Annotated in this window: 28 protein-coding genes and 1 pseudogene; 3 read left to right on the forward strand and 26 right to left on the reverse strand. The window is 36.1% G+C overall.

Annotated elements, in window-relative coordinates; all coding sequences use genetic code 11:
• Nucleotides 1-88: 88 nt before the first annotated feature.
• On the reverse strand, nt 89-2,161 hold the full coding sequence (locus AC3WTA_RS08485) for a sigma-54 interaction domain-containing protein (protein WP_000810987.1): 2,073 nt from the start codon (nt 2,159-2,161) through the stop codon (nt 89-91).
• A gap of 136 nt (nt 2,162-2,297) precedes the next feature.
• Here AC3WTA_RS08485 and AC3WTA_RS08490 point away from each other — a divergent pair, with 136 nt between their 5' ends.
• Entirely contained in the window at nt 2,298-2,531 is a 234-nt protein-coding gene (locus tag AC3WTA_RS08490; protein WP_001190198.1) for a DUF2627 domain-containing protein, read from the forward strand.
• A 48-nt stretch (nt 2,532-2,579) separates the two neighbouring features.
• Here the strand turns inward: AC3WTA_RS08490 and AC3WTA_RS08495 are convergent, their stop codons facing one another.
• Nucleotides 2,580-3,308, reverse strand: a complete 729-nt coding sequence (locus AC3WTA_RS08495) for a glycerophosphodiester phosphodiesterase (RefSeq protein ID WP_000172570.1) — start codon at nt 3,306-3,308, stop codon at nt 2,580-2,582.
• A gap of 50 nt (nt 3,309-3,358) precedes the next feature.
• On the opposite strand from AC3WTA_RS08495, the gene AC3WTA_RS08500 reads away from it, so the two are divergent.
• Nucleotides 3,359-3,505, forward strand: coding sequence for a YycC family protein (locus AC3WTA_RS08500; RefSeq protein ID WP_001247671.1), 147 nt, complete (start codon nt 3,359-3,361; stop codon nt 3,503-3,505).
• Between the two features lie 186 nt (nt 3,506-3,691).
• Here AC3WTA_RS08500 and AC3WTA_RS08505 read toward each other — a convergent pair whose 3' ends face one another.
• From AC3WTA_RS08505 to accB, 16 genes and pseudogenes are all read right to left on the reverse strand, one after another.
• Nucleotides 3,692-5,218: a glycosyltransferase family protein gene (locus tag AC3WTA_RS08505; protein WP_000143143.1), complete on the reverse strand. Its 1,527-nt coding sequence runs from the start codon at nt 5,216-5,218 to the stop codon at nt 3,692-3,694.
• Nucleotides 5,219-5,511: 293 nt separating this feature from the next.
• Nucleotides 5,512-6,073 (reverse strand): annotated as a pseudogene (locus AC3WTA_RS08510) (PRK06770 family protein).
• Nucleotides 6,074-6,326: 253 nt separating this feature from the next.
• Nucleotides 6,327-7,121: a sporulation transcription factor Spo0A gene (gene spo0A, locus AC3WTA_RS08515; protein WP_033657730.1), complete on the reverse strand. Its 795-nt coding sequence runs from the start codon at nt 7,119-7,121 to the stop codon at nt 6,327-6,329.
• 287 nt (nt 7,122-7,408) lie between these two features.
• Nucleotides 7,409-8,707, reverse strand: coding sequence for a SpoIVB peptidase (spoIVB, locus tag AC3WTA_RS08520; RefSeq protein ID WP_002096319.1), 1,299 nt, complete (start codon nt 8,705-8,707; stop codon nt 7,409-7,411).
• A gap of 118 nt (nt 8,708-8,825) precedes the next feature.
• Complete coding sequence (gene recN, locus AC3WTA_RS08525; protein WP_000947769.1) at nt 8,826-10,565, reverse strand: DNA repair protein RecN; 1,740 nt, start codon at nt 10,563-10,565, stop codon at nt 8,826-8,828.
• Between the two features lie 265 nt (nt 10,566-10,830).
• Nucleotides 10,831-11,280 (reverse strand): arginine repressor ArgR, encoded by a 450-nt coding sequence (gene argR, locus AC3WTA_RS08530; RefSeq protein WP_001032581.1) that lies wholly within the window; start codon nt 11,278-11,280, stop codon nt 10,831-10,833.
• A 142-nt stretch (nt 11,281-11,422) separates the two neighbouring features.
• A complete protein-coding gene (locus tag AC3WTA_RS08535) occupies nt 11,423-12,262 on the reverse strand; it encodes a TlyA family RNA methyltransferase (protein WP_001274751.1) in 840 nt (279 codons plus the stop codon).
• Nucleotides 12,263-12,265: 3 nt separating this feature from the next.
• Nucleotides 12,266-14,158 (reverse strand): 1-deoxy-D-xylulose-5-phosphate synthase, encoded by a 1,893-nt coding sequence (gene dxs / locus AC3WTA_RS08540; RefSeq protein ID WP_000366437.1) that lies wholly within the window; start codon nt 14,156-14,158, stop codon nt 12,266-12,268.
• A 302-nt stretch (nt 14,159-14,460) separates the two neighbouring features.
• Entirely contained in the window at nt 14,461-15,351 is an 891-nt protein-coding gene (gene ispA / locus AC3WTA_RS08545; RefSeq protein ID WP_492332862.1) for a (2E,6E)-farnesyl diphosphate synthase, read from the reverse strand.
• Nucleotides 15,351-15,581, reverse strand: a complete 231-nt coding sequence (gene xseB, locus AC3WTA_RS08550; protein WP_000428423.1) for an exodeoxyribonuclease VII small subunit — start codon at nt 15,579-15,581, stop codon at nt 15,351-15,353. Before xseB ends, ispA begins: the two co-directional genes overlap by 1 nt.
• Nucleotides 15,571-16,929 (reverse strand): exodeoxyribonuclease VII large subunit, encoded by a 1,359-nt coding sequence (gene xseA, locus AC3WTA_RS08555; RefSeq protein WP_000415268.1) that lies wholly within the window; start codon nt 16,927-16,929, stop codon nt 15,571-15,573. Before xseA ends, xseB begins: the two co-directional genes overlap by 11 nt.
• Before the next feature lie 26 nt (nt 16,930-16,955).
• Nucleotides 16,956-17,816 (reverse strand): bifunctional methylenetetrahydrofolate dehydrogenase/methenyltetrahydrofolate cyclohydrolase FolD, encoded by an 861-nt coding sequence (gene folD / locus AC3WTA_RS08560; protein WP_000226735.1) that lies wholly within the window; start codon nt 17,814-17,816, stop codon nt 16,956-16,958.
• Between the two features lie 23 nt (nt 17,817-17,839).
• Nucleotides 17,840-18,232 (reverse strand): N utilization substance protein NusB, encoded by a 393-nt coding sequence (nusB, locus tag AC3WTA_RS08565; protein ID WP_000830249.1) that lies wholly within the window; start codon nt 18,230-18,232, stop codon nt 17,840-17,842.
• 347 nt (nt 18,233-18,579) lie between these two features.
• Nucleotides 18,580-18,972, reverse strand: coding sequence for an Asp23/Gls24 family envelope stress response protein (locus AC3WTA_RS08570; protein WP_000807630.1), 393 nt, complete (start codon nt 18,970-18,972; stop codon nt 18,580-18,582).
• 22 nt (nt 18,973-18,994) lie between these two features.
• Nucleotides 18,995-20,347: an acetyl-CoA carboxylase biotin carboxylase subunit gene (gene accC / locus AC3WTA_RS08575; protein ID WP_088107362.1), complete on the reverse strand. Its 1,353-nt coding sequence runs from the start codon at nt 20,345-20,347 to the stop codon at nt 18,995-18,997.
• 16 nt (nt 20,348-20,363) lie between these two features.
• Nucleotides 20,364-20,852, reverse strand: coding sequence for an acetyl-CoA carboxylase biotin carboxyl carrier protein (gene accB, locus AC3WTA_RS08580; RefSeq protein WP_000472874.1), 489 nt, complete (start codon nt 20,850-20,852; stop codon nt 20,364-20,366).
• A gap of 469 nt (nt 20,853-21,321) precedes the next feature.
• Here accB and AC3WTA_RS08585 point away from each other — a divergent pair, with 469 nt between their 5' ends.
• A complete protein-coding gene (locus AC3WTA_RS08585; protein WP_046957516.1) occupies nt 21,322-21,516 on the forward strand; it encodes a hypothetical protein in 195 nt (64 codons plus the stop codon).
• Between the two features lie 86 nt (nt 21,517-21,602).
• Here AC3WTA_RS08585 and AC3WTA_RS08590 read toward each other — a convergent pair whose 3' ends face one another.
• Genes AC3WTA_RS08590 through spoIIIAA form a run of 8 tightly spaced genes read right to left on the reverse strand, consistent with a single transcriptional unit; the run spans nt 21,603 to nt 26,803 of the window.
• Complete coding sequence (locus AC3WTA_RS08590; RefSeq protein WP_000914706.1) at nt 21,603-22,247, reverse strand: SpoIIIAH-like family protein; 645 nt, start codon at nt 22,245-22,247, stop codon at nt 21,603-21,605.
• 15 nt (nt 22,248-22,262) lie between these two features.
• The gene (gene spoIIIAG / locus AC3WTA_RS08595; RefSeq protein ID WP_000368869.1) at nt 22,263-22,925 is read right to left on the reverse strand and encodes a stage III sporulation protein AG; all 663 of its coding nucleotides are present in this window, start codon (nt 22,923-22,925) and stop codon (nt 22,263-22,265) included.
• On the reverse strand, nt 22,915-23,547 hold the full coding sequence (gene spoIIIAF / locus AC3WTA_RS08600) for a stage III sporulation protein AF (RefSeq protein ID WP_001161039.1): 633 nt from the start codon (nt 23,545-23,547) through the stop codon (nt 22,915-22,917). Before spoIIIAF ends, spoIIIAG begins: the two co-directional genes overlap by 11 nt.
• A 12-nt stretch (nt 23,548-23,559) precedes the next feature.
• Nucleotides 23,560-24,732 (reverse strand): stage III sporulation protein AE, encoded by a 1,173-nt coding sequence (gene spoIIIAE / locus AC3WTA_RS08605; protein WP_000911620.1) that lies wholly within the window; start codon nt 24,730-24,732, stop codon nt 23,560-23,562.
• Between the two features lie 10 nt (nt 24,733-24,742).
• Complete coding sequence (spoIIIAD, locus tag AC3WTA_RS08610) at nt 24,743-25,126, reverse strand: stage III sporulation protein AD (RefSeq protein ID WP_077393170.1); 384 nt, start codon at nt 25,124-25,126, stop codon at nt 24,743-24,745.
• 23 nt (nt 25,127-25,149) lie between these two features.
• Nucleotides 25,150-25,353, reverse strand: coding sequence for a stage III sporulation protein AC (gene spoIIIAC, locus AC3WTA_RS08615; RefSeq protein WP_000020914.1), 204 nt, complete (start codon nt 25,351-25,353; stop codon nt 25,150-25,152).
• Between the two features lie 14 nt (nt 25,354-25,367).
• Nucleotides 25,368-25,883, reverse strand: a complete 516-nt coding sequence (gene spoIIIAB / locus AC3WTA_RS08620; protein ID WP_000238694.1) for a stage III sporulation protein SpoIIIAB — start codon at nt 25,881-25,883, stop codon at nt 25,368-25,370.
• Nucleotides 25,877-26,803: a stage III sporulation protein AA gene (gene spoIIIAA, locus AC3WTA_RS08625; RefSeq protein WP_000665894.1), complete on the reverse strand. Its 927-nt coding sequence runs from the start codon at nt 26,801-26,803 to the stop codon at nt 25,877-25,879. The genes spoIIIAB and spoIIIAA overlap by 7 nt, the downstream gene beginning before the upstream one ends.
• Between the last annotated feature and the right edge of the window lie 11 nt (nt 26,804-26,814).

A 26,814-nucleotide genomic window follows, 5' to 3' on the forward strand; every position in this document is an offset into this window, starting at 1 on the left:
TAAAATCAATACTTTGGAAAATAACAAAACATTCTGTCTTTTTTTGTCGCATTTTGTATACCATGCAATAAATTGCATGGTACGCAATTTATTGCATGCTATTTTTTGCACACTCATACTTTTCTAGCTTGTAATATAAATTTCGAACCGAAATTCCTAATGCTCTTGCAGTTTTTGTTTTATTTCCATCAAACCTCTCTAAACATTCATGAATGATACGCCCTTCAAACTCTGTCACTAAATGTTCAAGTGGCTTTTCTTCTAATTCAGGTAATAATTTATTTTGTTTTACCTCAGTCTGCTCTTCCGTATGTAAAGGTGGTAAATGATGGACATCAATATATATTTCGTTATAATTCATAAAGATAATAGCTCGTCCTAAAATGTTTTCAAGCTCCCTCACATTTCCTGGCCATTCATATGATTGTAAATATGAAATAGCCGAATCAGTGAGCCCCTCTACATTCCGGCCATAATCTTGGTTAATTTTTTGAATCAATCTGTCTGCAATTGCTGGTATATCTCCTTTTCGCTGACGAAGAGACGGAATTTGAATTGGAATTTTATTTAATCGATAATATAAATCCTCTCTAAACTCTCCTTCTAGAATGCCCTTTTCTAAATTCACATGTGTTGCTGCAATTACCCGGACATTTATAGGTATCGCTTTCGTTCCACCAACTTTTACAATTTCTTTTTCTTGCAACACGCGAAGGAGTTTCGCTTGCGTATTTGCAGACAATTCTCCTATTTCATCTAAAAAGATACTACCGTTATTCGCTTCCTCAAAAAAACCTCGTTTTCCGCCTCTTTTTGCTCCTGAGAATGCACCTTCCTCATAACCAAATAGTTCACTTTCTAATAAAGTCTCGGAAATAGCAGCACAGTTTACCCGGACGAATTTATTATATTTTCGATTACTTCCATTATGAATTGCATGTGCAAACAATTCTTTACCCGTTCCAGATTCTCCGCGTAGTAATACTGTTGCTGGTGTATTCGCCCCAAGTTTCGCCTGCTCAATAGCAGCCGTTGTTTCATCTGAATTTCCGACAATGTCATCAAATGAATATTTCGCTTCTAACGTTCGAATAATTTGCCTTGCCCTATTCAATTCATTTGTTAACTTTTGAATTTCTGATACGTCACGAATTACACCAACGCTTCCTTTCAATATCCCATCCACTATAACTGGCGCTACGTTTACAATTACATCACGCTTCTTTTGTCCAATCTTCATATGTATTCCGCGTACCGCCCTACGCGTTCGAAGTACTTTCATATGCATACTTTCACCTTCTACAATATCAGTTGTAGCCGGTTTCCCAATAATGTCCTCTTCTGTTAAACCTGTTAATTTCGTATACGCAGGGTTAATTACTAATCCTCTTCCCTTTTCATCCACGACCGAAATTGCTTCCTCAGACGAGTTGATAATCGCCTCAAGTAACGTTTGAATCTCCTTTAAATCTGTAACTTCTTCCGCAAGATCTACAACCTCTGTTATATCTTTAAAAATCGCAAATGCCCCTTGCACCTCTCCTCCCTCTTTTAATATTGGAATACGGGTTGTAATAATTTTCTTTTCATTCTCTAATGTCAGTTCATAATTTACTTCTATTTGTTTCGTACGTATAATACGAAGCAACTTACTAGTCGGAATAACTTCTAAAATATATTTCCCTACCGCATCTTCTTTTTTATATCCGATAATACGCTCTGCACTTTTATTAAATAGGCGTACTTGTCCCTCTCGATCAATCACAATCATACCGTCATGCGTAGAATTTAAAATTAAATCCCCTTGCTGCGTCTGTTCTTCTAACTTTCCAATTAAACCTTCCTTCTCATGTGCTAATCTCGTAACAATTTTCGCAATATCACCTGGTATAAGAAGAGTATCTTTATGCTTTTTCTTTATTAAATCTTTATGTAAATCATCGTCACCCGTCATATCAAACATTACATCAATATGCATAGAAAGAAACGGCGTTACACTCTCTCCAATTGTAACCCCGTATTCCTTAGCCATTTGTAATCCCTTTGCTATCGGATTTATATCAATAATCCCTATAATTTGAAATATATTTGAACTTTGTAACAGATTCAGCAGTGTACTACCACCTTCACCTGCGCCAACAATTAAAACTTTTTGTTTCATATATTACACTTCCTCTCGAAGTATCTCTGCAAAATTTTTCACACCCTTATCTTACTCGTTCAGCCCCCTCTTGACAAACCCCCTTTTCATATAACATCATTAAAATAAACAAAATAATCTGAAAAGGAGCGTTTATATGCAGCGTTACCTTGCTCTATCATTAGCACTCATCCCTATTTCATTAGCTGTGTTTGGCATTAAGTTAATGAGAGATACTGTATTCGGGATTCTATTTCCTCCACTCTCTATACTATGGTTACAATTTTTAATCGGCGCTCTCTGCTTCGGGCTCGGGTTTTATATCTTCGGAGGCTTCGTCTTGCACCGAGACCGTAAACGAAATAAAGTACAAGCTCGCTTTAGAAGGTAGGAAGGCCCCACTATTTATAAATAAAAAATGAGACCGTTACATGCGGTCTCATTTTTTTATTGGCAATAACATTCTTGCCGTTTCAGGATAATCAGTAATAATCGCCGAAATATTCATATCAAAATATTTACGCATAAGCGTTTCTTCATTAATTGTATAAGGGCGAACCTCTACACCACTCTCCATCGTTAATTCAGCAACGGCATCTTGAAGATAACGATAATTAGGATGCACTGCTGTGGCGCCCATTTTTTTCGCATATGCCCACGGACTATGCAAACCTTCGCGATATAAAATCGCTGTTTGAATATCAGGAGCCATCATATGACACCTTTTCATACTGTAGTGATTAAATGAGGAAAATATAACACGATCTTCTAGATTACATTTCCGTACAAGCGTTATAACTTCTTCCTCTAAACCTCTGTATGAAATTTTATTATTTTTAAGTTCAATATTAAGTAGCAACTCTGTTTTTTCAATCCATTCTAACACCTCTTCTAAAAGAGGTATTTTACAAAAACCTACTTTATCACCGAATTTATAGCTCGCATCTAATTTACATAAATCCTCATATAAATAATTACGAACCGCACCTTTTCCATTTGTTGTCCGGTCCACTGTTTCATCATGAATGACGACAACTTTTCCATCTTTCGTTAATTGAACATCGAGCTCAATTCCATCTGCTCTAAAAGATTCAGCTGCTTCAAATGAAATCATTGTATTTTCTGGGTACGTTCCCGCTGCACCACGATGTGCAAATATAAGAGTCATCCTCACTCCCCCAATCTTATGCTATACTATACGAAAAAGGAGGTACTTCTATGAGACCATTACAAATTTCTCCAGACACTGCAGTCCGCCTATCAAAAGCATTAGGTGTTCCGCTTGAACAACTCATGCATATGCCGCAGCACATTTTAATTCAAAAGTTAGTTGAATTAGAAAAACAAAATAAAGACGAAGAATAATACAGTCCTGTTTTGCAGGGCTTTTTATTATTTTCTATTATATCACGGATGACTTCCCTACTAAAATCCTTTAACAGATATACTATGATTCCATTTAATCTTTTCTTCAAACATTTATAATCAATAAATTAAAACCCCTCTTTTAATAAAAGAGGGGTTTCTTACTACTCATTTCAGTTACTCAAATTATGCAGTTTTCTTTTCTTTGTTAAAAATCATAAACAATTTATACAATCCTAAAGAAGCTGGAATATTCATAAATGCAAATGCCTCATAAGTATAATGAGGAGCTGTTTCCCATAGTAATAAGAAAGTAAACACCCCTAACGTACTAATCATCGCAATTCGTATAACTTCCGATTCATTTTCATCTTTCTTTTTATAAAGAATAATAGCCGCTAGAACAGCTCCATACACGAATAATTTGATAACATACGAATATACAGTAACGATTTTATAATTCGTTGTACTATAGTTCGATACGTAATTAGTTACAGTGTCGTTCTTCTGCTCAAACCATTGTCCAATACGGTACATGGAGAACTGGCTCGATACCCATTCTCTAGTTATTTTTTCGTTTAAATGCTGTACATAACCCATTACGCCAAGTTCATTAAAACGCTGGACTATAACTTTTTTATTATGTTCATCCAAATCCTTTGTATTTTTTATATTTTCATCATTAATATAATCTGTATCTGCCTGATTCCAAACACCATACGTATCTTTATTCAAACCCATTTGCACCCAATGGGTATATGGAATTTTTTCAATTTCATTATCGGTGCTGAGATTTAACTTTGTCGTTATACCTTTAAAACTTACAATAAGGATTAAACAAAATAAAACACTACTTAACACCTTTACAGAATACTCCTTACGAAATTTAAAAATATTTTCAATTAAAATCGCTAACGCTACCGCCAATGCTGTCGGTCTTATAATATAAGTACAAGCCGCAAAAACTCCTAATAAAATCCATAAAATAATCTTCAGCCTTTTTGTTTCCGCTGTTTTCAAGCACAAATATGTATACATCGTTGCTGAAATAAAAAATATTACTAATGTATGCGTATAGAAAACTGGCGCCTGCCAATATATAAAAATGTTTAGCACAGATAACACAATCGATATGTGGGCAACTTTAAAGTTTGTAATTTTCTTTACAATCAATACATTTAAAATAATACTACCTGTTATACATACTATTGGTAATATTTTTATCGCCACATCTACGCTTCCTACTAATTTAGCAAAATATCCTCCTAATAATACAATATGTGTATTATATGGATAAAATAAAAGCTGTCCCATTTCTAAAAATTGATTATCTCCCTTAAACACAGAGACAATTCCTTCTTTAAGGATGGCATAATCTCCTACAACAGGGTTAAATGCTATGGAAGTAATAACTATTTCCATCGTCAAAATGATTATAATACCTAAAGCAATCATAATATTTGTGTACGTTTTTTTCATTGTATTAATAACCAATTTATAATACATAAAGAAGATCGCAAATAAAAGCAACGTCGCCGCTATAACAGCACCGACTTTTTTTGGAGTGTACTCCTCAGTCGGATAAGGGAATTCACCACTCATCAAAATTGTTTTTGGGATAAAAAATTTACTTACTATCATTGAAAATATAGATAAAAACACCGTCATAACAATGATTGGGTAAGCTCGATTCACTATTTTTTTAAAAGTCATTCATCCATTCTCCTATATCTCTAACTTTTCCCAATCAATGATACGTTATAGAGATTATGATGTCAAACCCACGTATTTCCTGTACATATCCTTCTTTTCACTACATTTTTCCACATAAATTTATATATTCCCTCAAAACCCTTAAATCGAAGGAAATAAAAAAACTCCCTAAAAGGAAGCTTCTTCATAATCTATAGTTTATCTCACTATTTATAGGCAGTAAGAATCCCGGCACACCATTTGAGGAAGGCGTTAGGTGCGGGATGGGAGCCCCTACTAATTAAAGGTTCATTTTATTGCACATGTGGCGCATCTCCTGAATCGTATAGTTCTTTCGCTTTTTCCTCCCCGAATGTAGTTAAAATATAATGTTGCTCTTCTACCGCATCCATCGCTCTAGTGGCTTTACAAGTGCTACCTTCTTGGGCATCCGAGAAATAATTGTGATCTTCTACAATTTGACTAAAATCTTTTTTCGCCCATCTATCAGCAATCTCTAAAAGCTCATTTTTTTTCGCAAAGCCACTCTTATTTATGATTTTTTTAATTTTTCAGCATTATTTTGAATCATTGGAATGGATTCTGATTTTCGTTCTGCCACTACTTTTTGATGAGTCATGTGATGCATCACTGTAATGACTTCGCTTTCAGTAGAATTTTCAGTAACATACACATCAACAAAGACTCCATCTACCTCTCTACCTACTATCGTTGGATCTTCTTTTTTTCTATTTGAGCATTCACTTCTTTATCTACTGGATTATCGGCAAGTTCTAACATTCCAAATGTAACTGCAACAGCAAGAACTCCCATAGCTGCTACTATTCCTAGCCAAGTTAATATTTTATTTTTCATTTCCCTTCTCCCTATCAATACCTATTTAATTATCTTATAAAAAAACTCACTTATATGTAATATTACTAAAAACAGGATTTATCTTCCATGATATCAAATGATCTCTTGTTCTCAATAAAATAAAAAGACCAACGAATTCTAAAATTCATTGGTCATTAAATAAAAAGTTCATTGGTTTTACATTTAATATCGAGTATAAATTTAAAGAATGATTAAGCTTTACTAAAACTTAAATCCCTTACTATCTTTACTCTCAGCTAGCCTTATGTTCAAGTCTCAGCTTATCGGCAACCATTGCGATGAACTCGGAATTCGTAGGTTTTGCTTTTGACATGGATACTGTATAACCGAATAAGGACGAAATAGAATCAATATTCCCACGACTCCATGCTACTTCAATTGCGTGACGGATTGCACGCTCGACGCGGCTTGCTGTTGTATTATATTTCTTCGCGATATCTGGATACAATACTTTCGTAATAGATCCAAGTAATTCGATATCATTGTACACCATAGAGATCGCTTCCCTTAAATACATATACCCTTTAATATGAGCAGGCACACCAATTTCATGAATGATACTCGTAATGCTTGCATCTAAGTTTTTCGGCTTTCCATCTATTGTCGTTGCTGAACGGAAAGATGGAAGTGGACGTTTAATGGTAGCGTTCGCCTTACCGCTCACTTGACGAATATGACTCGTTAAATTCTCCATATCAAATGGTTTTAATATGAAATATGAAGCACCTAAGTCAACTGCTTTTTTCGTCACATCTTCTTGTCCAAATGCTGTCAACATAATTACGCTAGGCTGTCTCAGCCTTTCAATATGTCGCATTTTCTCTAATACAGCTAAACCATCTAAATGTGGCATAATAATGTCTAAAACAAGTACATCCGGCTGCATATCATTTAATAAATTTAAACACTCTTGACCATTATAAGCAGTACCGATTACTTCCATATCATCTTGAGCAGCTACGTAACTCTCTAGCATTGATACTAATTCTTTATTATCATCCACAAGACATACTTTAATTTTCTCCACAGCTTTTCCTCCCTTACCGAATCGATTCTCCGACATGTGTATCCTTCTAGGCTACATGAATTGTTCGACAATTGTGTGAAAATTCCCTTTTAAAGTTTGTTACTTTCCGATAAAATCACAAAAAAATATGTTTATCGCTCATTTATTCCCTTTCGCAACACATTCCATCATAGAAATACAACGAAACGTTCAACCCTTTTCTTTTATTTTACAACAAAAAACACCTCTTGCGGAGCTTTTACAAAATTTCAACGAATTTTTCAACAGAAAAGCGAGCTAATTAATAATTAGCTCGCTTTTCTTTCTTGTTCATAAATGTTAATTCCAGCCTCATGTAACATCCATTCAATATGAACACCATATCCTGATGTTGGATCATTTACAAATACATGTGTAACAGCACCAATTACTTTCCCGTTTTGTACAATTGGACTTCCGCTCATGCCTTGTACGATACCACCCGTTTTCGCTAATAAACGTTTGTCCGTTACTTTTATTACCATGCCTTTTGTAGCTGGAAACTTTTGCGGTACTGTACTTACAACTTCAATATCAAACGCTTCCACTTTATCTTTATCAATAACTGTTAATATTTTTGCCGGTCCCTCTTTCACTTGATGAGATAGTGCAATAGGCATCGCTTTATCCATTACGCCATTTGGTATATTTGTATTTAATTTCCCGAATATACCAAACGGACTATTTATTGTAATATTACCAATCACTTCACGATCTGGTGAGAACCTCGCTAATTTCTCTCCTGGATTCCCATGACTACCTCTTTCAATTGATGTAACTGTCGAACGCATAATTTGTCCATCTTCGACTTGAATCGGTTTTTTCGTATCGTTATCAGAAATGACATGACCAAGTGCCCCATATTTCATAGAATCGGGATGAACAAATGTCATTGTTCCGATTCCAGCTGCCGAATCACGAATATATAAACCAATACGATAAGACGATTCTCCACTGTCTTTTTGTGGTGTTAACTTAGTGCGGATATGTTTTCCATCTCTTAACAAAACAAGATTAAGCGGTTCACCTGTTTCACCACTATTATGAATAAATGGTGCTACATCACTCATTCTTTCAATTGTTTTACCATTAATTTCAGTAATCATATCTCCAATTTGCACACCAGCCGTTTCACCAGGAGATACTTTCCCTTTTTCAGTTTGAATTAAATGATGGCCTACAACAAGTACCCCTTTTGTATTTAACTTCACACCAATTGATTGTCCACCTGGAATAACTTTAAAATCTTTCAATACTTTCACATTTACTTTTTTCACTGGAAAACCAGCAAGCTGAAACACCATATCTGCTTCACCATTTTGATGAGGATTTACCATAAGTCCTTGTTTTTGTTCATTGGAACTTACTGTAAACACATGACGATCTGTAGATGAAGCTTGAAAAACTGGTAATGAAGCTATTTCTGATTGTTGCCCTTCAAAAACAACAAGTTGCTTCGGGGATGAAATAAACGTCCGAAGCGGTTTAAAACACCCAATAAAAACTAAAGAAACAAGGAGACAAAGACCTATTATTTTGCGAAATCTTTCTAATCTCAATTTGTTCACTCTCCTCGCTCCTACCCCACATTCAGCCTCTTGGCTTCACTTTTTAATCTCTCCTTGCAATGCTTTATTTATAACCGGAAGAATTAAGAAATCATTATTTGAGAAAAAAAGCTATCCATTACTGGATAGCCTCTGCTGTCTGTTTAAAATGATGCGCTTGCGTAAGTAATTCTTTCGCATGTTCTGTCGTTAAATCTGTAATTTCCACACCAGAAATCATTCGAGCTATTTCTGTTACTTTATCCTCCATAGTTAAAACGGTAACTGATGTAATTGTCCGATCATTCGCTACTTGTTTTCGAATAAATAAATGTGAATCTGCCATTGAAGCTACTTGAGGTAAGTGCGTAATACAAAGTACTTGCGAGTTTACTGATACTCGATAAATTTTTTCCGCAATAGCCTGTGCAACTCGACCACTTACACCAGTATCCACTTCATCAAAAATAACAGATGCAACACCTTGATGCTTAGAAAAAATGCTTTTTAAAGCTAAAATAATTCGAGATAACTCTCCGCCAGAAGCGACCTTTGAAAGTGGTTTTAGCGGTTCACCTGGATTTGTCGAAATATAAAATTCCACATGATCGTAGCCATCCGCCGTAAGTCTTACCGGGGCCCCCTCCACAAGAGGCTCTTCAGCATTTCCTTCTCTCTTCATGATTCTCACTTCAAATTTTGTTTTCTCCATATATAATTCTTTTAATTCCTGATGAATGGCATTTGTAAGATGCTCTGCAAGCTCATGACGCATAGTACTTAACGACGTTGCTTCTTTCAGAATAACACTTTCTAATTCCTTTAACTGCTTCTTCGTCGTTTCAATATGAACGTCTTTATTTTCAATCGTAAAAATTTCTTGTTCAATTTTATCAGCATACGCTAAAATCTCTTCTACAGTATTTCCATATTTTCTCTTTAGCATACGAATTTCATTTAAACGCGTTTCAATTTCGTCTAAACGCTTCGGATCATATTCCATCATATCGAGCTTTTCTCTAAGTTGATATGCAACTTCTTCTAATAAGTAGTAGCTATTTGCAATTGAATCATGATTTTCTTGATACACTTCATCTAAATGTGTAATACTCTCCATTTGTCCCATTGCGCTTCGTACATTATCTAACCCTTGTCCGTCAGCACTTAACGAGCGATATGCATCGCCTAATGCTTTGTAAATTTTTTCGAAATTAGAAATTTGCAATCGTTCTTCAGTTAATTCAATTTCTTCATCCATCTTTAAATCTGCCTTACTGATTTCTTCATGCTGGAATTGAATTAAATCTAAGCGATGCGCCATTTGTTGTTCATTTTCACTTAACGATTTTAACTGTTTTTTTAATTTCTCATAGTCAGCGTATACATTTTGATATATACCCAATTGTTTAACAATGCGATCTCCATCAAAATGATCAAGCATAAACATATGACGCTCTTCATTCATTAAATCTTGTGTTTCGTGCTGCCCATGAATATCAACAAGTGTTTTTCCAATTTCCTTTAATATACTAAGGGTGACCAGTTTCCCATTTACACGACATACACTTTTTCCGTTTGCAGCGATATCACGCTTCAAAATAATCATGCCGTCTTCTATTTCTATATCCAACTCTTCTGCCTTTTCAATACACGGATGCTTTTCATCTTCTACATAAAATAGCCCTTCTATCTCAGCTTTTTCTGTTCCGTATCGAACAAATTCCGCTGAACCACGGCCACCTACAAGTAAACTAATCGCATCAATAATAATCGATTTTCCGGCCCCTGTTTCACCACTTAAAACCGTTAACCCTTTTTGAAAAGAAATATTTAATGCCTCAATAATAGCAAAGTTTCTAATCGATAATTCCGATAACAATGCCCCATTCACCTCGTTATAAACTAATCCCCTATTAAGGGCTTTTCTCAGTTCTTCATTCAAATAGTCATACTATATGTTTGTATGTATAAATTACTTTTCTAACCGCTCCATTGTACCAAACATTCGTTTTACGGGTCAATCCACCTATTTTCTAATTTTATTCAAAGAAAATATTATATTACAATTAAGAATTCACATTTTTAACCAATAAAAAAATCCTGTTCACTTTCCACTTTACAGAGGAAAGCAAACAAGATTTTTTTTACAACATATTTAAGAAACGATCAGAGACAACACCTGTATCTTCAGGTGTACGGCAAATAATTAAGCAAGTATCATCACCACAGATGGTTCCGATGATCTCATCCCACTCTAAATGATCAATAAGTGCTCCAAGTGAATGAGCGTTACCAGGCAGTGTTTTTAGCACAAGCATATGTCCTGCCGTGTCTAATTTTACAAATGAATCCACTAGATTGCGTTTTAATTTTTGTAACGGGTTAAATCGTTGATCTGCTGGCAAGCTATATTTATAGCGCCCATCATGTAATGGCACTTTCACTAAGTGCAGTTCTTTAATATCGCGCGATACTGTTGCTTGCGTTACATTAAATCCCTCATTACGTAAAATATCAACTAATTCATCTTGTGTTTCAATTTCTTTGTTCGCAATAATTTCCCTGATTTTAATATGGCGCTGACCTTTATTCATACATTTGCACCTCACACTATCTCTTACCATAGTTTAAACATTGGTATACTTCACTTATTTATGTTAACTTATAATTCGTTGCTTGTACACAATTGTTTTTACAATCATTATACAATTACAACAAAAAGAGGAACAACATATGTTATTCCCCTTTTCCTTTTTGTTTTAGGACATCATGCGCCTCTGTAACTACTTGCTCAACAGAAACTGGAGAATGATTTTCGCCATTCTCACGTTCACCATGCCATTTCAGATGAATTAAAAATTCAATATTACCATCCCCACCCGTAATTGGTGAGAATGTTAAACCTTCTACGTCGTATCCTTCTTTTATAGCAAAGTCGACAATCATTTCTACGACAGCCTCATGTACTTTTCGATCACGAACGATACCTTTTTTCCCAACTTGCTCTCTTCCAGCTTCAAACTGTGGTTTAATTAACGCTGCTACATCCCCATTAGGCATAAGCATTGTTTTTAAAACCGGCAATATAAGCTTTAATGATATAAATGAAACATCGATACTAGCAAATTGCGGTAAACCACGTTCTAAGTCTGCTGGTGTCACGTAACGGAAGTTTGTCCGTTCCATTACGACAACACGCTCATCTTGACGCAATTTCCACGCAAGTTGATTGTATCCTACATCTAATGCATAAGATAATTTCGCTCCGTTTTGAAGCGCACAATCTGTAAAGCCACCAGTTGATGAACCAATATCTATCATAACTTTATCTTGTAAATCCAGGTGAAATGTCTCCAATGCCTTTTCAAGTTTATAACCACCACGGCTTACATACGGCATAACTTGTCCCTTCACCGTAATCTCTGTATCTTGTGGGATCTTCTCTCCTGGCTTATCAAGTCTCATCTCATTCGCATATACAAGTCCGGCCATAACGGCGCGTTTTGCTTTCTCACGTGTTTCTATAAGTCCTCGCTCTACTAATAGTACATCTACTCTTTCTTTTTTTGCACTCATTTGTTACGCCCTTTTTTGTTTTGATGGAATCATTGTATGAATACGGTCTACAACAGCATCTGTCGTTAAACCAATTTCTTCTAATAATTTTGTTACACTACCGTGCTCTATGAAACGGTCTGGAATACCCATTCGTTCAATTAACGCACTATGGTACCCGTTCTCAGACGCAAATTCAACTACTCCCGTTCCAAAACCACCAATTAAGCAAGCTTCTTCAATCGTTAAAATCGGTATATTTTTCCCTAAGAGATCATGTAAATATGCTTCATCCATCGGTTTAATAAAGCGAGCGTTCACTACTTTCACTGAAACTCCAGCCTTTTCAAGACGCTCAGCTGCTTCCATTGCCATTGGTATTGTCGTACCAAATGTTAAAATAGCCGCTTGTGTACCTTCTTTTAACGTTTCCCAAGTACCGATTGGAATCGCCTTTAATTCTTCATCCATATGAACACCAAGTCCATTACCGCGCGCATAACGTAATGCGATTGGTCCATCTTCATATTGCATCGCCGTATATACTAAATGTTGCCCTTCATTTTCATCTTTCGGCATCATAAGTACCATATTCGGCAAATGACGTAAGAATGAGATGTCAAATACACCTTGATGCGTTTCACCATCTGCTCCTACTAAACCAGAGCGATCGATTCCGATGAAGACATTTAAATTTTGGCGGCATATATCATGAACAACTTGATCATATGCTCTTTGTAAAAATGTTGAATAAATCGCTAAGAATGGCTTCATTCCTTGCGTTGCCATACCCGCCGCCATTGTTGTAGCATGCTGTTCTGCAATACCTACATCAATCATACGATCCGGGAATTCTTTTTGGAATTTCTCAAGTTTCGATCCAACAGGCATTGCAGGTGTAATTGCAACGATACGCTCATCCGTTCTCGCTAGCTTAAGTACTGTATCACTAACAACAGCACTCCATGCTGGTGCAACTTCTTTCGGTTTAACGAAGTCACCTGATTCAATTTTATAAGGTCCTGTTCCATGCCAAGTTCCAATAACATCACTCTCAGCTGGTTTAAAACCTTTTCCTTTTTTCGTAATAACATGAACAAGCACTGGGCCTTTTGTTTTCTTTGCATATTGCAACGTTTCGAATAACTTTTCATAATCGTGCCCATCAACTGGACCTAAATATGTAAAGCCTAATTCTTCGAAAAAGACACCGGATACTAGTAAATATTTAAGACTATCTTTTATTTTCTCTGCTGTCGCAGCAACTTTCCCACCGACTGCTGGGATTTTCTTTAATATATACTCTAGTTCATCTTTTACCCAATGGTATTTCCCTGCGGTACGTAGACGTCCAAGTACATTATGAAGCGCACCAACGTTTGGTGCAATTGACATTTCATTATCATTCAAAATAACAATCATGTCTGTTTTTTCATGTCCAATATGGTTCAATGCCTCTAAAGCCATTCCGCCGGTTAGAGCACCATCTCCAATGATTGGTATAACATATTCTTTCGTTTTCTTTAAATCACGTGCTAGAGCCATTCCCATTGCAGCAGATAATGATGTCGAGCTATGGCCAGTTTCCCATACATCGTGCTCACTCTCGCAACGTTTTGGGAAACCACATAGACCTTGATATTGCCTTAATGTACCGAATTCCTTTGCACGTCCTGTTAAAATTTTATGTACATAGGATTGATGTCCTACGTCCCATAAAAATTTATCTTTCGGACTATCAAATAATTTATGCAGAGCAATTGTGAGTTCTACTACACCTAAATTAGGTGCAATATGTCCACCTGTTTGAGAGAGCTCTTCAATTAAAAACTTACGAATATCCTCACTCAATCCCTCTAGTTCACCGATAGACATATCTTTCAAAAAACTAGGGTTTTGAATTTGCGTTAGATCCACATGGATCACTCACTTTCATTTCATAATCTGTCAACATGTCAAATATTATAAAAAACATTTACACAAAACAAGAAATTATCTTTTTTTATTTTTCACCTTGTCCTGCAATTAACCAGTCTATTGCGCCCTAATCCTATTATAAACCATATTTCTTTAGGCGATGAAAAAAATAGCCGCTAACACGAAGTGATAACGGCAATGTAATCTACATATATTTTTGCCAATAACAAGAAAAGAAAAACCTTTTCCTACATTTATATCATAAAATGATGAATGACTCAACAAATGGAAACGCTGTTATATTAGTTATTACGTTTTGCAATCAAATCGCAAATAGATAGTAAATATTCATCTTGTAATTGCAAGGAACCAATAGCACCTTTTGCTTTTGCAATTGTTTCTTCTAAAATATCCTTTGCTCTATCTACAGTAAATAACGTCGTATATGTGCTCTTTTCGTTGGAAACATCACTACCAATCGGTTTTCCAATCTCTTCTTCGGTTCCTTCCACATCTAAAATATCATCTCGAATTTGGAAAGCTAGGCCGATATATTTTGCAAACGCAAGTAACTTTTCTTCTTGTTCTTCTGTGGCATCAGAAAGTATCGATCCTGCAAGTACAGCGAATTCAAGTAGTTTCCCAGTCTTATGCTTATGAATATACTCCAACTCATCAATCGTAAGCTGTTTCCCTTCAGCTTCCATATCTGCCACTTGTCCGCCAACCATTCCTTCTGGTCCTGCCGCTTTTGCAAGCTCAAGTACAAGTCTTACTTTTTTTTCAGCAGAGATTTCCTTTTGTTCATATGCCATAATAACTTGAAAAGCATAGGTCAACAAACCATCGCCTGCTAAAACTGCCATCGCTTCACCAAATACTTTATGATTTGTGGGCTTACCTCTTCTTAAATCATCATCATCCATACAAGGTAAATCATCATGAACTAACGAGTATGTATGTATCATTTCAAGAGCACAAGCTGCACCTATTCCAAGATTTCTTTCTTTACCAAACGCTTGTAATGTCGCAAATAAAAGTAACGGGCGGAGACGCTTTCCACCCGCTTCCAAAGAATATGCCATCGCTTCACGAAGTACATTTGGACATTGTAATTCATTTGCATAGCTTACAAGCTCCTCTTCTACGAAAGTTTTACTTTCTTTCAAAAAAGTATCAAAAGCAATAGTCACTATGCTTCATCTCCTAAAGCAGTAAACGGTTCAAGCTCTCCATCTTCCCCAAGAATAACTGCCATTTGTTCTTGTACGTTCTTCAACTTCTCATCACAAAGCTTAGATAATTCCATACCCTCTTTAAAATAAGAAATTGCTTCTTCTAAAGGTACGTCACCTTGCTCTAGCTTAGAAACGAGGTGCTCAAGTTGCGAAATTGCCTCTTCAAAGCTTAATTTATTTTCCATTATTCAATTCACGCTCCTCTATGCCTGATACGCTACAATCTAGTATTCCATCTTGTAATTGAACTGAAACAGCATCTCCAAGGCTGACATCTTTCACACTTTTTAACACTTGCTTCTCTTCATCATATACAAGCCCGTACCCTCTCATCATTACTTTAAGCGGACTTAACGCTTCAAGTTTTTGAGCAGCTCTGACAAAAGCAAATTCTTTCGTTTGAAGTAATGTTTGCATTTCACGTTGCAATTGCTTTTGCAATGTTTCAATCGCTACCTTCGTTTGCATAATTTTTTGAGCTGGGTGGTGCTTCTCTAAATAAAATGAAAGCTGTTTTAACTGATTTACCTTTTTATCAATATAGCGCTCTTTCGCTAAAACAAGCTGTTCTAACGCTCTATCTAATTGCTCTTCTTTTTGCTCATATACTTGTCTTGGATAACGGAACGCATAAGATTTTTGCAATACTTGTAGTTTTTCTTCTTTTTTATGTACTAACTCTCTCATTGCTCTTTGCAATCTTAGAGTTCTTTGTAATACCTTTTCTTGTAACTCTATAATGTTAGGCGCTGCCAGCTCAGCTGCTGCAGTCGGTGTTGGCGCACGTAAATCGGCAACAAAATCCGCAATTGTAAAGTCCGTTTCATGGCCTACTGCCGAAATAATAGGGATCTCACTCTTAAAGATTGCCCTTGCTACCATTTCTTCATTGAAAGCCCATAACTCTTCAATAGAGCCTCCCCCTCGCCCAACGATTAGGACATCTATCTCTCCCATTTCATTCGCTGTACGAATCGCTTGTACAATTGAGGGAGCTGCTGACTCCCCCTGTACAAGTACCGGAAACACAATAACATTTCCAATTGGATAACGACGTTTAATCGTTGTTATAACATCACGAATCGCTGCCCCTGTTGGCGACGTAATCACACCTATTGTTTTAGCATAAGGAGGAATTGTTTTTTTATAAACTTGAGAAAACAAACCTTCTTCCTCTAAACGAACCTTTAATTGTTCGTAAGCTAAATGCAGGTTTCCGACTCCGTCAGGCTGCATGTCTTGAATATAAATTTGATATGAACCACTCGCCTCGTAAACGGAAATTTTCCCTTTCACAAGTACCTTCATCCCATTTTCAGGTCTGAATTTAATATTACGATTATGACCCGCAAACATAACCGCTGCGATTCTTGCATTTTCATCTTTCAATGTAAAGTACATGTGGCCACGACTATGATTTTTAAAGTTGGAAATTTCACCTTTTAACCAAACAGACTGCAAATGCGGATCATATTCTATTTTTGTTTTTATATAGCGTGTTAACGCTGTAACGGTTAAATATTGTTTTTCCATTTCTCTCTCCTCATAGCCGACTCAAATTATTTACAAACGACACCTGCACGCTTAGCAGATTCAACAGTATTATGAAGAAGCATTGTGATCGTCATTGGACCAACACCCTTTGGCACAGGTGTAATGTAACCTGCAACATCTAACACGTTGTCAAAATCAACATCACCACAAAGTTTACCTGTTTCTAAACGGTTCACACCAACGTCGATTACAACCGCTCCTTCTTTAATATAATCAGCTGTTACCATTTTAGGTCGTCCAACAGCTACGATTAAAATATCAGCTAACTTCGTTAACTCTTTCATATTTTGCGTTTTAGAATGACAATATGTGACAGTTGCATTTTCATTTAAGAACAATTGCCCCACTGGCTTGCCGACAATATTACTTCTTCCAATTACTACAACATGTTTTCCCGAGATATCAAGATTTGTTTCTTTTACTAATTCTACAATACCGTGCGGTGTACATGGAAGGAATGTATCTTGTCCCGTCATCATACGTCCCACGCTGATTGGGTGAAATCCATCTACATCTTTTTCTGGTGAAATTCTTTCAATGATAGCTTTTTCTTCAATATGTTTTGGTAAAGGTAATTGCACTAAAATGCCATTAATACGGTCATCGCCATTTAAGCGATCGATTTCAGCAAGCAAACGCTCCTCAGTAATTGTTTCAGGAAGTTCAATTAGCTCTGAATAGATTCCTACTTGTTCACAGCCCTTTTCTTTTCCTTTTACATAAGAACGAGATGCTGGATCTTCTCCAACTAGAATAACTGCTAATCCTGGTACAATCCCTTGCTCTTTCAACTTCACAACTTCTTCTGTTAATTGTGCTCGTTTTTTCTCCGCAACTTCATTTCCTTTGATGATTACTGCTACCATTTTAAGATTCCCCCTTAAAGAAATTACAGTGTATCTTTTATATTAGATAAAACGCCGTTAATAAAACGACGAGATTCCTCATCCCCAAATGTTTTAGCAATTTCAATTGCCTCGTTAATTGTTACGTTGTGTGGAATTTCTTCCATGTATTTCATTTCATAAACAGCTACACGTAAAATACTGCGATCAACAATACTAATACGCTCCAGCTTCCATTTTTTTAAGTTTTGACGAATCGCTTCATCAATTACTTCTTTATTTTCTACAAAACCTACTACAAGTGATTCTAGAAACTCATTTGTTTCTTCACCTTCATCTAGCGTGTTTTCCACCGCTACTTTCGGTTCTAATTCACCTGTAATATCCATTTGGTATAATGCTTGCATAGCTCTTTCTCTAGCCGTCCTACGTTTCATTGTAACTCTCCTTTATGCTTCAAGTCTTTCCTTATGCTTTGTTATATTATTATAATTTATAAGCCGTCAATTCACTTACTCTTACAGTTTTCATTGATTTTCCAACCTTATAATACAATGATAATAACACAATTTATCGTTTCACACACGGGTTACAAGGCTGAAAAATAATAAAAAGATTAACTTCAAGTTCCATATCTTATCACAATGTACGTTTTTTGGAAAAACGAAACATCTTCTTTTTGATTTCTTATTTTTTGAAATAGTATAATAATTAGAGGGTTTTAATTTGTGAAGAAATGAAACGATAAAAAAGATGCCTATGTTACTAGGCATCTTTTTCATTCTTACACTGGTTCGATTTCTGTTTTTTGTGTTTCGAATGTTACGCCAACGATGTGAACATTCACTTCTTTTGGCTCAAGCCCTGTCATTGTAAAGAGTGCCTGGCGAATGTTGTCTTGAATCTTTTGTGCAACAACTGGAATTGCTACGCCAAAATACATTACAACATAAAGGTCAACGATAATATCTTCGTTTGCTAATTCAACCTTTACACCTTTACCATGATTTTTCTTACCTAACTTCTCAACAACATCTGTAGCAAAATTACCACGCATTGCCGCTACACCTTCTACTTCAGCAGCTGCAATACCTGCGATTACTTCAATTACTTCTGGTGCAATTTCTACTTTACCAAGAGTTGTATCTTGACCCATATCTAACATATGTTCAGCCATGAAAAAAACCTCCTTTAATGTATCACTGCGTCACAAGTTCATGCTCTTCCAAAAATTTCGTATTAAACTCACCTTTTACAAAATCAGGATGATCTAGCAATTGCAAATGGAACGGGATTGTTGTATGTACGCCTTCAATGACAAACTCACTGAGTGCACGCTTCATTTTTGCAATTGCCTCTTCACGTGTTTTTCCGTGAACAATTAATTTAGCAACCATCGAATCATAGAAAGGTGGGATTGAATATCCCGGATATACAGCTGAATCGACGCGAATACCAAATCCGCCTGGTGGCAAGTACATTTCTACTTTACCTGGAGATGGCATAAATTTTTTGGCAGGGTTTTCCGCATTAATTCGGCATTCAATTGCCCAACCATTAAATTGTACTTCTTCTTGCTGTAACGATAACTTTTCTCCAGAAGCAACACGAATTTGTTCTTTAATTAAATCCATCCCTGTTACCATTTCGGTAACTGGATGCTCAACTTGAATTCTCGTATTCATCTCCATGAAATAAAAGCTTTTCGTTCTATATTCATAAATAAACTCAACCGTACCAGCACCTGTATAATCAACCGCTACCGCCGCTTTAACTGCCGCATCACCCATCTGTTTACGAACATTTTCATCAAGTGCAGGTGATGGACTTTCTTCTAGTAGTTTTTGCAAGCGGCGCTGAATTGTACAATCACGCTCTCCTAAATGAATGGCATTTCCATGTGTATCTGCCATTATTTGAATCTCAACATGGCGGAAATCTTCAACGTACTTTTCTAAGTATACACCAGGGTTCCCAAAAGCGGTACTAGCTTCTTGCTGTGTAATTTGAATTCCTTTTACAAGCTCTTCTTCATGGCGTGCAACACGAATACCTTTTCCGCCGCCACCTGCAGTCGCTTTAATAATAACTGGATATCCAATTTGATTAGCAAGCTCGACCGCTTCTTCGGTATTTTTAATAATCCCTTGTGAACCTGGTACAATCGGAACCCCTGCTTCTTTCATTGTATCACGAGCAACGTCTTTTGTGCCCATCTTTGAAATAGCTTCTGGACTTGGACCGATAAAAATTAAGTTACATTCACGGCATAGCTCTGCAAAATCTGCATTCTCTGCTAAAAATCCGTATCCTGGATGAATAGCGTCGCAGCCTGTTAACTTCGCAACACTAATAATATTCGTCAAATTTAAATAGCTTTCTTTCGAAATCGTTGGCCCTACACAATACGCCTCATCAGCAATTTGTACGTGAAGTGACTCTTTATCTGCTTCTGAATAAATTGCGACCGTTTCAATATCCATTTCTTTACAAGCACGAATAATTCGTACAGCAATTTCCCCACGATTGGCTATTAATACTTTTTTTATCATCACAAAGACTCCCTTATTACGCTTTTACAAGAAATAGCGGTTGTCCATACTCAACAAGCTGTCCATTATTAACAAGAATCTCAACAATTTCACCATCTACATCTGCATCGATTTCGTTAAATAACTTCATAGCCTCGACAATGCATACGATAGAATCTTTCGATACTCTGTCTCCTACACTTACATATGCAGGTGTATCAGGCGAAGATGAAGAATAGAATGTACCTACCATCGGTGATGTAATTTTATGTAGGTTTTCATTTTGAACCGCTTTTTTCTCTTCTTGTTTTGGTACTTCCACTTGTGCTGCCGCTACTGTTGTTTCAACTTCAACAGGTGCTACTGGTTGCACGACTTGTTTTGCTACAGGTGCTTGCACCGCAACAACTTCATTACCACGCTTTTTCATTTTGATTGTCGTACCATCTTTTTTGTATTCAAATTCATCAATATTAGAGCTATCAATTAATTTAATTAATTCACGAACTTCTTGAATTTTAAACATGTAAAATCCACTCCCATACTCTTGTTTGTCCCGTTTTTACAGATTCTCGTCACTAAAACTAGATTGACTGTAAAAATACGATGTACTCTATTAGAAAATGCATTTCATTTACTAATAGAAATAGTTACTATTTCCATCTTACGATAAATTTTTTAAACATTCCAATTTATATTTCTTTATAATAAATCGAAACTCCTGTAAAAATATTATTCCAATAAAAATTTATTACCTAGTAATAATACCAAGTTTCACACAAAATTGGCAAGACCACTTCTAAAAAACATTCCTTACTTTTTTCACAATGCTACACAATAAACAGATCATTACCGCTCCACTCTTCACCTCATCTATAGTCAACAACATATTTTTACCAAATATTATTTTTTTGTTTACACACCGTTCATCATTCCTTCATATAAGAATAGTATGTTCAAAGTGTAGAAAATATATCGTATCGAGGTGTGGACATATGATATGGCTCATTCTCTTCTTACCTGCCGTAATGGTCTGGGCATTCGTTCTCTTCATCCACGTCAAATCCGGAAAAAGTAATCATCGTTACCATGAACCGCTAATCTTTTACTCACAACGTATTTCTCCATTCCGAGTTGAACATAATAAAAACAACTACAAAGACGAAACAGAAAAAAGCTATCGAAAATGATAGCTTTTTTTCTATAATTATTTTCAAACAATCCGATTCGTAAAAACTAATAATCCGCAGGGGAATCCCCCGCGGATTATTAGTTTTTATTTTGTCGGTGGATCAAATTTCACACCTACATCTTTTGATCCGCCTTCACTTCTTACAAGCTGTATAATTTTATTCGCTTCTTTTTGTGAATGCTTTGCTGCTTTCACAGTTACTCTAATGTCAGTTCCATCAGCTCTTACAAGGGCATCTTTATATCCTCCTTGAGACTTAATCACTGTCTCAAGTAATTCTTGCTTCGTTTCCATTGTAGTAATTGCATCAAAATTATCTTTCGCTTTACTCTTTTCTGTTGCTGAAGATTTTGCTGAATTCATCACTTCTTGTAATCTTGATTTTTGTTCACTTAGCTGATCTTCCATTTGCATACGTAGTGCTGTGAAATTTTCATCACTTGATTGAACTGTTACGTTAGCATCTTTTTTACTTGTTTCTTTGTTAGCACTCTCTTTTTTGTCTGTTTCTTTATTTGATGTTTCCTTGCTTGTATTTTCTTTTTTTGGCGTTTCTTTAGGTGCTTCATTTGTTACTGCTTTATCAGTACCTTGTTTTTCTTGTCCAATCTTTTCACCTGTTGCCGGCGATGCTGTATTCATTTTGTCAGGAGTTGTTACGTAATAAACAGATAGTACAACAACTAAACTTAACATCGTTAATAGCCAAACCGTTTGTTTTTTTAACACTTTATTTCCTCCCTATCAATTTTTCGGCGAAACTGAAACACGATGGGCTGGTACATCTAGCAGCCGTATTACAGCTTCTTTTACCATCGCTTTAACTTGTATATTATCCACTCCTTTTGCTACGACAAGAACACCTCGTACTTTCGGTTTCTCTGTTCGTAAAACAACGGGAGTTTCTTTATCACCTTCACGTATAATGACTGTCTTTTCATCAAGGGACTCATCTTCTACTTCCCTCTTACCACCTGTCTTATCTGTTTCACCTGTTGTTTGTGAACGTTTCACTGTATTTTTCTCTAATATTTTTTCTTCTGATGAATCTAAATTTACTTTAATTGTTACATCTTTTACTCCCGCTATTTCTTCTAAGGCTGCTTTTAATTCTTGTTCATACGCTTTTTCATACTTTTCTACATTTGACATACTATCATTATTTTTTTGTCCAAAAGTTGGTACGTCTTTTTCTTGGTTTTGCGTTTTTTGTTCTTTAAATACAGGTACTTCTTCTTTTTTACTTGAAAAAAGACTACTAGAAAACATAAGTAAAATCCCAAGTATGAGTAGGACAAGTAAAAACTTAGGTGTTATCTTTTTTCCCTTCTCATTGCTTTCTTTTTCATCCCCATTCAATAAGTTTCGAAAAAATGAGAACTTCGAATTTTTATCTTTATTGTCCATTTACTCTACCTGTCCTCCCTTCCATTTGAACTTGGATTTGTTTATTCTCTAGTTGCCACCTGCTTGAAAAGAAATCTTTCATTTCTACATTCGTTTCTTCTACTTTTTTCGGAGGTTCCTTCGTGTTAATTTCAACTGGTTTTACTGTTTCGATTGCATCATTTTTACTACGTTCTTTTTCTTTCAACGTCACAACAACAGTTTGAATATCTTTTGCTGACTTTACTTCCGCTGTACTTTCCGCTGCGACTATTTGTATTTCAGAGACTGTCATACCATACTTTTTCTCGAATTCTTTTCCTACTTCTTTTTTCATTTTGGTAGCCATCTCTTCTAAACTATATGCACGTGTTAGAGCTTGTATTTCTTTTTTCTTCGAATCTATTGAATTTTTTACAGATCCTTCTGCTACGTACTTCTCTTCATTAAAATTTGCGATTACTTCATTCACATCTGTTTGCAGTAGTTTAAAAAGGGGCGTTAAGATTAATACAACTAATAATAGACTTACAACGAATTTAACGTACTTTTGCAAATTTGAATTTGGAAGAATAAGATGAAGCATTGTCGCTAAAAGTAAAAAAACGATAATATTTCTAATCCACTCTGTAACAAATTGCATATCCTTCACCCCCTACCGCATCATAAGTGTAATGTTCCCCGCAGCAATAATAATTGTGATACTTAAAAAGAACATAAATGATACGATAGCTAAGCAAGCAAATACATAAATGATGCTTCGCCCGATAATATCTAAACATTGAATAATTGCTCCACTGCCAACTGGCTGTAATACTGCTGCTGCGAATTTATAAATAAACGCGATACAAAAAATTTGAATCGCTGGAAAAGCAACAATTAAGCATAGAATGACGAGCCCGATAATTCCGACTGTGTTTTTTAATAATCCCGATGCACTAATAACAGTATCCGCCGCCTCTGTAAACATTCTTCCTACTACGGGAATAAAGTTCCCTGTTACAAATTTAGCTGTTTTCACAGCGATTCCATCAGCAACAGCTGTCGCTGTTCCTTGTACAGATAATACCCCTAAAAAAATCGTTAAAAAAATACCGATAATCCCAACGCTAACGTTTTGCAGAAGCTTGGACAATTTCGTAACTTTATATTGATCACTCATCGTACTTACAATACTTAATATCGTTGCAAGTAATAAAAGTGGTAGAACGATATAATTCATCAAAAGTCCGCTCGTGTTCATTAAAAAGATGATAATCGGATGAAAAAACGATACAGATACAACACCACCTCCAGTTGCTATGAGTGCAAGCAAGATTGGCAATAGCGCTAATATGAAATCTACCATTGTTTGTATCGTTTCTCTTGCATATGTCATGACGACATAAAAACTATTTAAAGCGAAAATAATAAGTACCATATATACAACTGCATCCGCAATTTTACTTACACTACTCTTTGAAAATGCAGATTGCAGTGATTGCAACAATGCACTAAAAATTGTAAGCATAATGAGCGTTCCCAGCAGCTTCCCATTTGCAACAAGCTCGTGAAATAAATACTTTAATAAACCTAGCATCCACTCTTTTATAGAAATTTCTTTTTCTCCCTTTACAAACTCCATAAAACTACCTTTTTGACTCTCTGGTAAATAACCTCCATATTTTGTAACAAGCCCGTCCCAAAATTGCTTCACATCTTCAATTCCGAGCTTATCCAATTGTTGATCAACGACGTTTGTTTCTACAGGAGAAGCTTGTACAACAACCGGTAAAGAAAAGAAAAGGAAGCAAGCAAATAGCAGCTTAGCTCCAAACCCCTTCAACATTCACTCCCCCTTATCCCGTCGGTAAAAATCCGAGAATAGTTTCAATGACAACCGTCAAAATAGGAATCGCCATTACTAAAATTAAGATTTTTCCAGCTAATTCAATTTTTGAAGCGATTGCACCCTGCCCTGCATCTTTTGTAATTTGTGCTCCAAACTCAGCAATATAAGCAATCCCAATAATTTTTAGCAACGTTTCTACATATACGTTGCTAACTTTCGCTTCACTCGCTACTCTCTCAATCATTTGTAAAATAGAGTGAATTTGATCAATTAAAATAAGAAACATCACGCTACCTACGAACACAATAAATAACGACGTAATGCTAGATTTATGCTGATTTAATACAGCCGCTAAAAACGTAGCAACGAGGCCTAATCCGACAATTTGTATAATTTCGATTCGAACCGCCTCCTTTACTGGAAGAGAAAGACACTCTTAATCTTGTCGAATAGCGTATTAATTAAAAATGCCACATGAAATAAAATAACGACAAAACCGACAAGGATAACCCAATTTGCAATATCCTCTCGCTTTAATTCTTTTAGTACGGTATGAATAAAAGCTAAAACAATGCCGATTCCGGCGATTTGAAATATTAATCCAACATCAATGGACATCGCCTTTCTCCCTCCTATAGCAGTAAAATTACGATAAGTAGCCCCGCTAGTACCCCTAAGCTCTTGATCATTTTTTCGTATTGCAGTTGTAATGCTTTCGCTTCTTCTTCTTCTCTCTCTAAATGTGTAATGCATAAGCGAATATGTTTTTGTTGTGATTCACGATCATGCTGTCCGAGCGTTTCGCCAAATTGCTGCAAAATCTCGTACTCAGTTTGTTGAAATGCTGTTAGCTTCCAATTTTCTTTCAAACTATCTATCCAAGCTTCTCTTACTGTTTGGTCTCCACTTTCTAGCCTTCTAGCGAAACTTTGAAATATCCAATTTAACGGCTTCGGCATTTGTTTCACTAATCGCTCAGCGGCTTCAGATAAAGGTGTATGCCCATACATAATTTCTGCCTCTAATGATTGAAGTGCCGCTTTTAATAATCTAAGTTGCCTTGGTCTCTCACTGTATCTTTTAGCGTATGAAAACCCGAAAAAGGTGCTGACCGCAACGATTAACACTGCACCAAATATTTTTACCATACGCCCTCAGCCTTTCTATGAGGTAATACCGATTTTCCATATTTATCTTTCACTTGCATAACTGTTCCTGGTCCTCTTGCTTTTGATAGCTCCACAAACCTATCAAATATACCGAGCTCCAGCACCGCTTTTAGTGATGGACGTTTCACAACATCATCATAAGAAAATCCATGTGCGCTTATAAAAAGCTGAACCCCTGCATGCACCGCCTCCATAATTGCTTCACTATCTTCTTTACGCCCAATTTCATCTACAATCAAAACATCTGGACTCATAGAACGAATCATCATCATCATTCCTTCAGCTTTTGGACATGCGTCTAACACATCTACTCGCGCTCCAAAGTCATATTGCGGAATACCTTTCACGCAGCCTGCAATTTCTGACCGTTCATCTACAATCCCGACTTTACACGAAGGTATTTTCGAAGCACTTACACCTTGACTCATACAACGTGCTACATCTCTTAAAAGTGTTGTTTTTCCCGTTTGCGGCGGGCCAATTACCATCGTGTTTAACCATCTTGACTCATACAAATACGGCAAAAGTGGTTCAGCAATTCCTATTTTTTGACGAGCGATACGAATATTAAAGGAAGAGACATCTCGAATCATTTTCACTGCGCTTTTTTCTGTAATGACTTTTCCAGCTAAGCCGATTCTATGTCCTCCTCGAAGTGTCACATACCCACGTTTTAATTCCTCTTCCATCGTATAAATTGAGAATTGACTTAACTTATTCAATAAGTAAATGGCATCCTCTGCTGTAACGACATAGTCATAAAAAAACACTTCGCCATGAGCAATACACTCTAGCGGTCTTCCAATTCGAACACGAATTTCCTCTAGAGCATCGTATTGCTTACAACTTTCCACTAGCTGCTTCATCGTTTTCGGTAAAACTTCTAATACTTCTTTCATCAGCTTCTCCC

Source organism: Bacillus sp. EB106-07-01-XG149 (assembly GCF_058791555.1).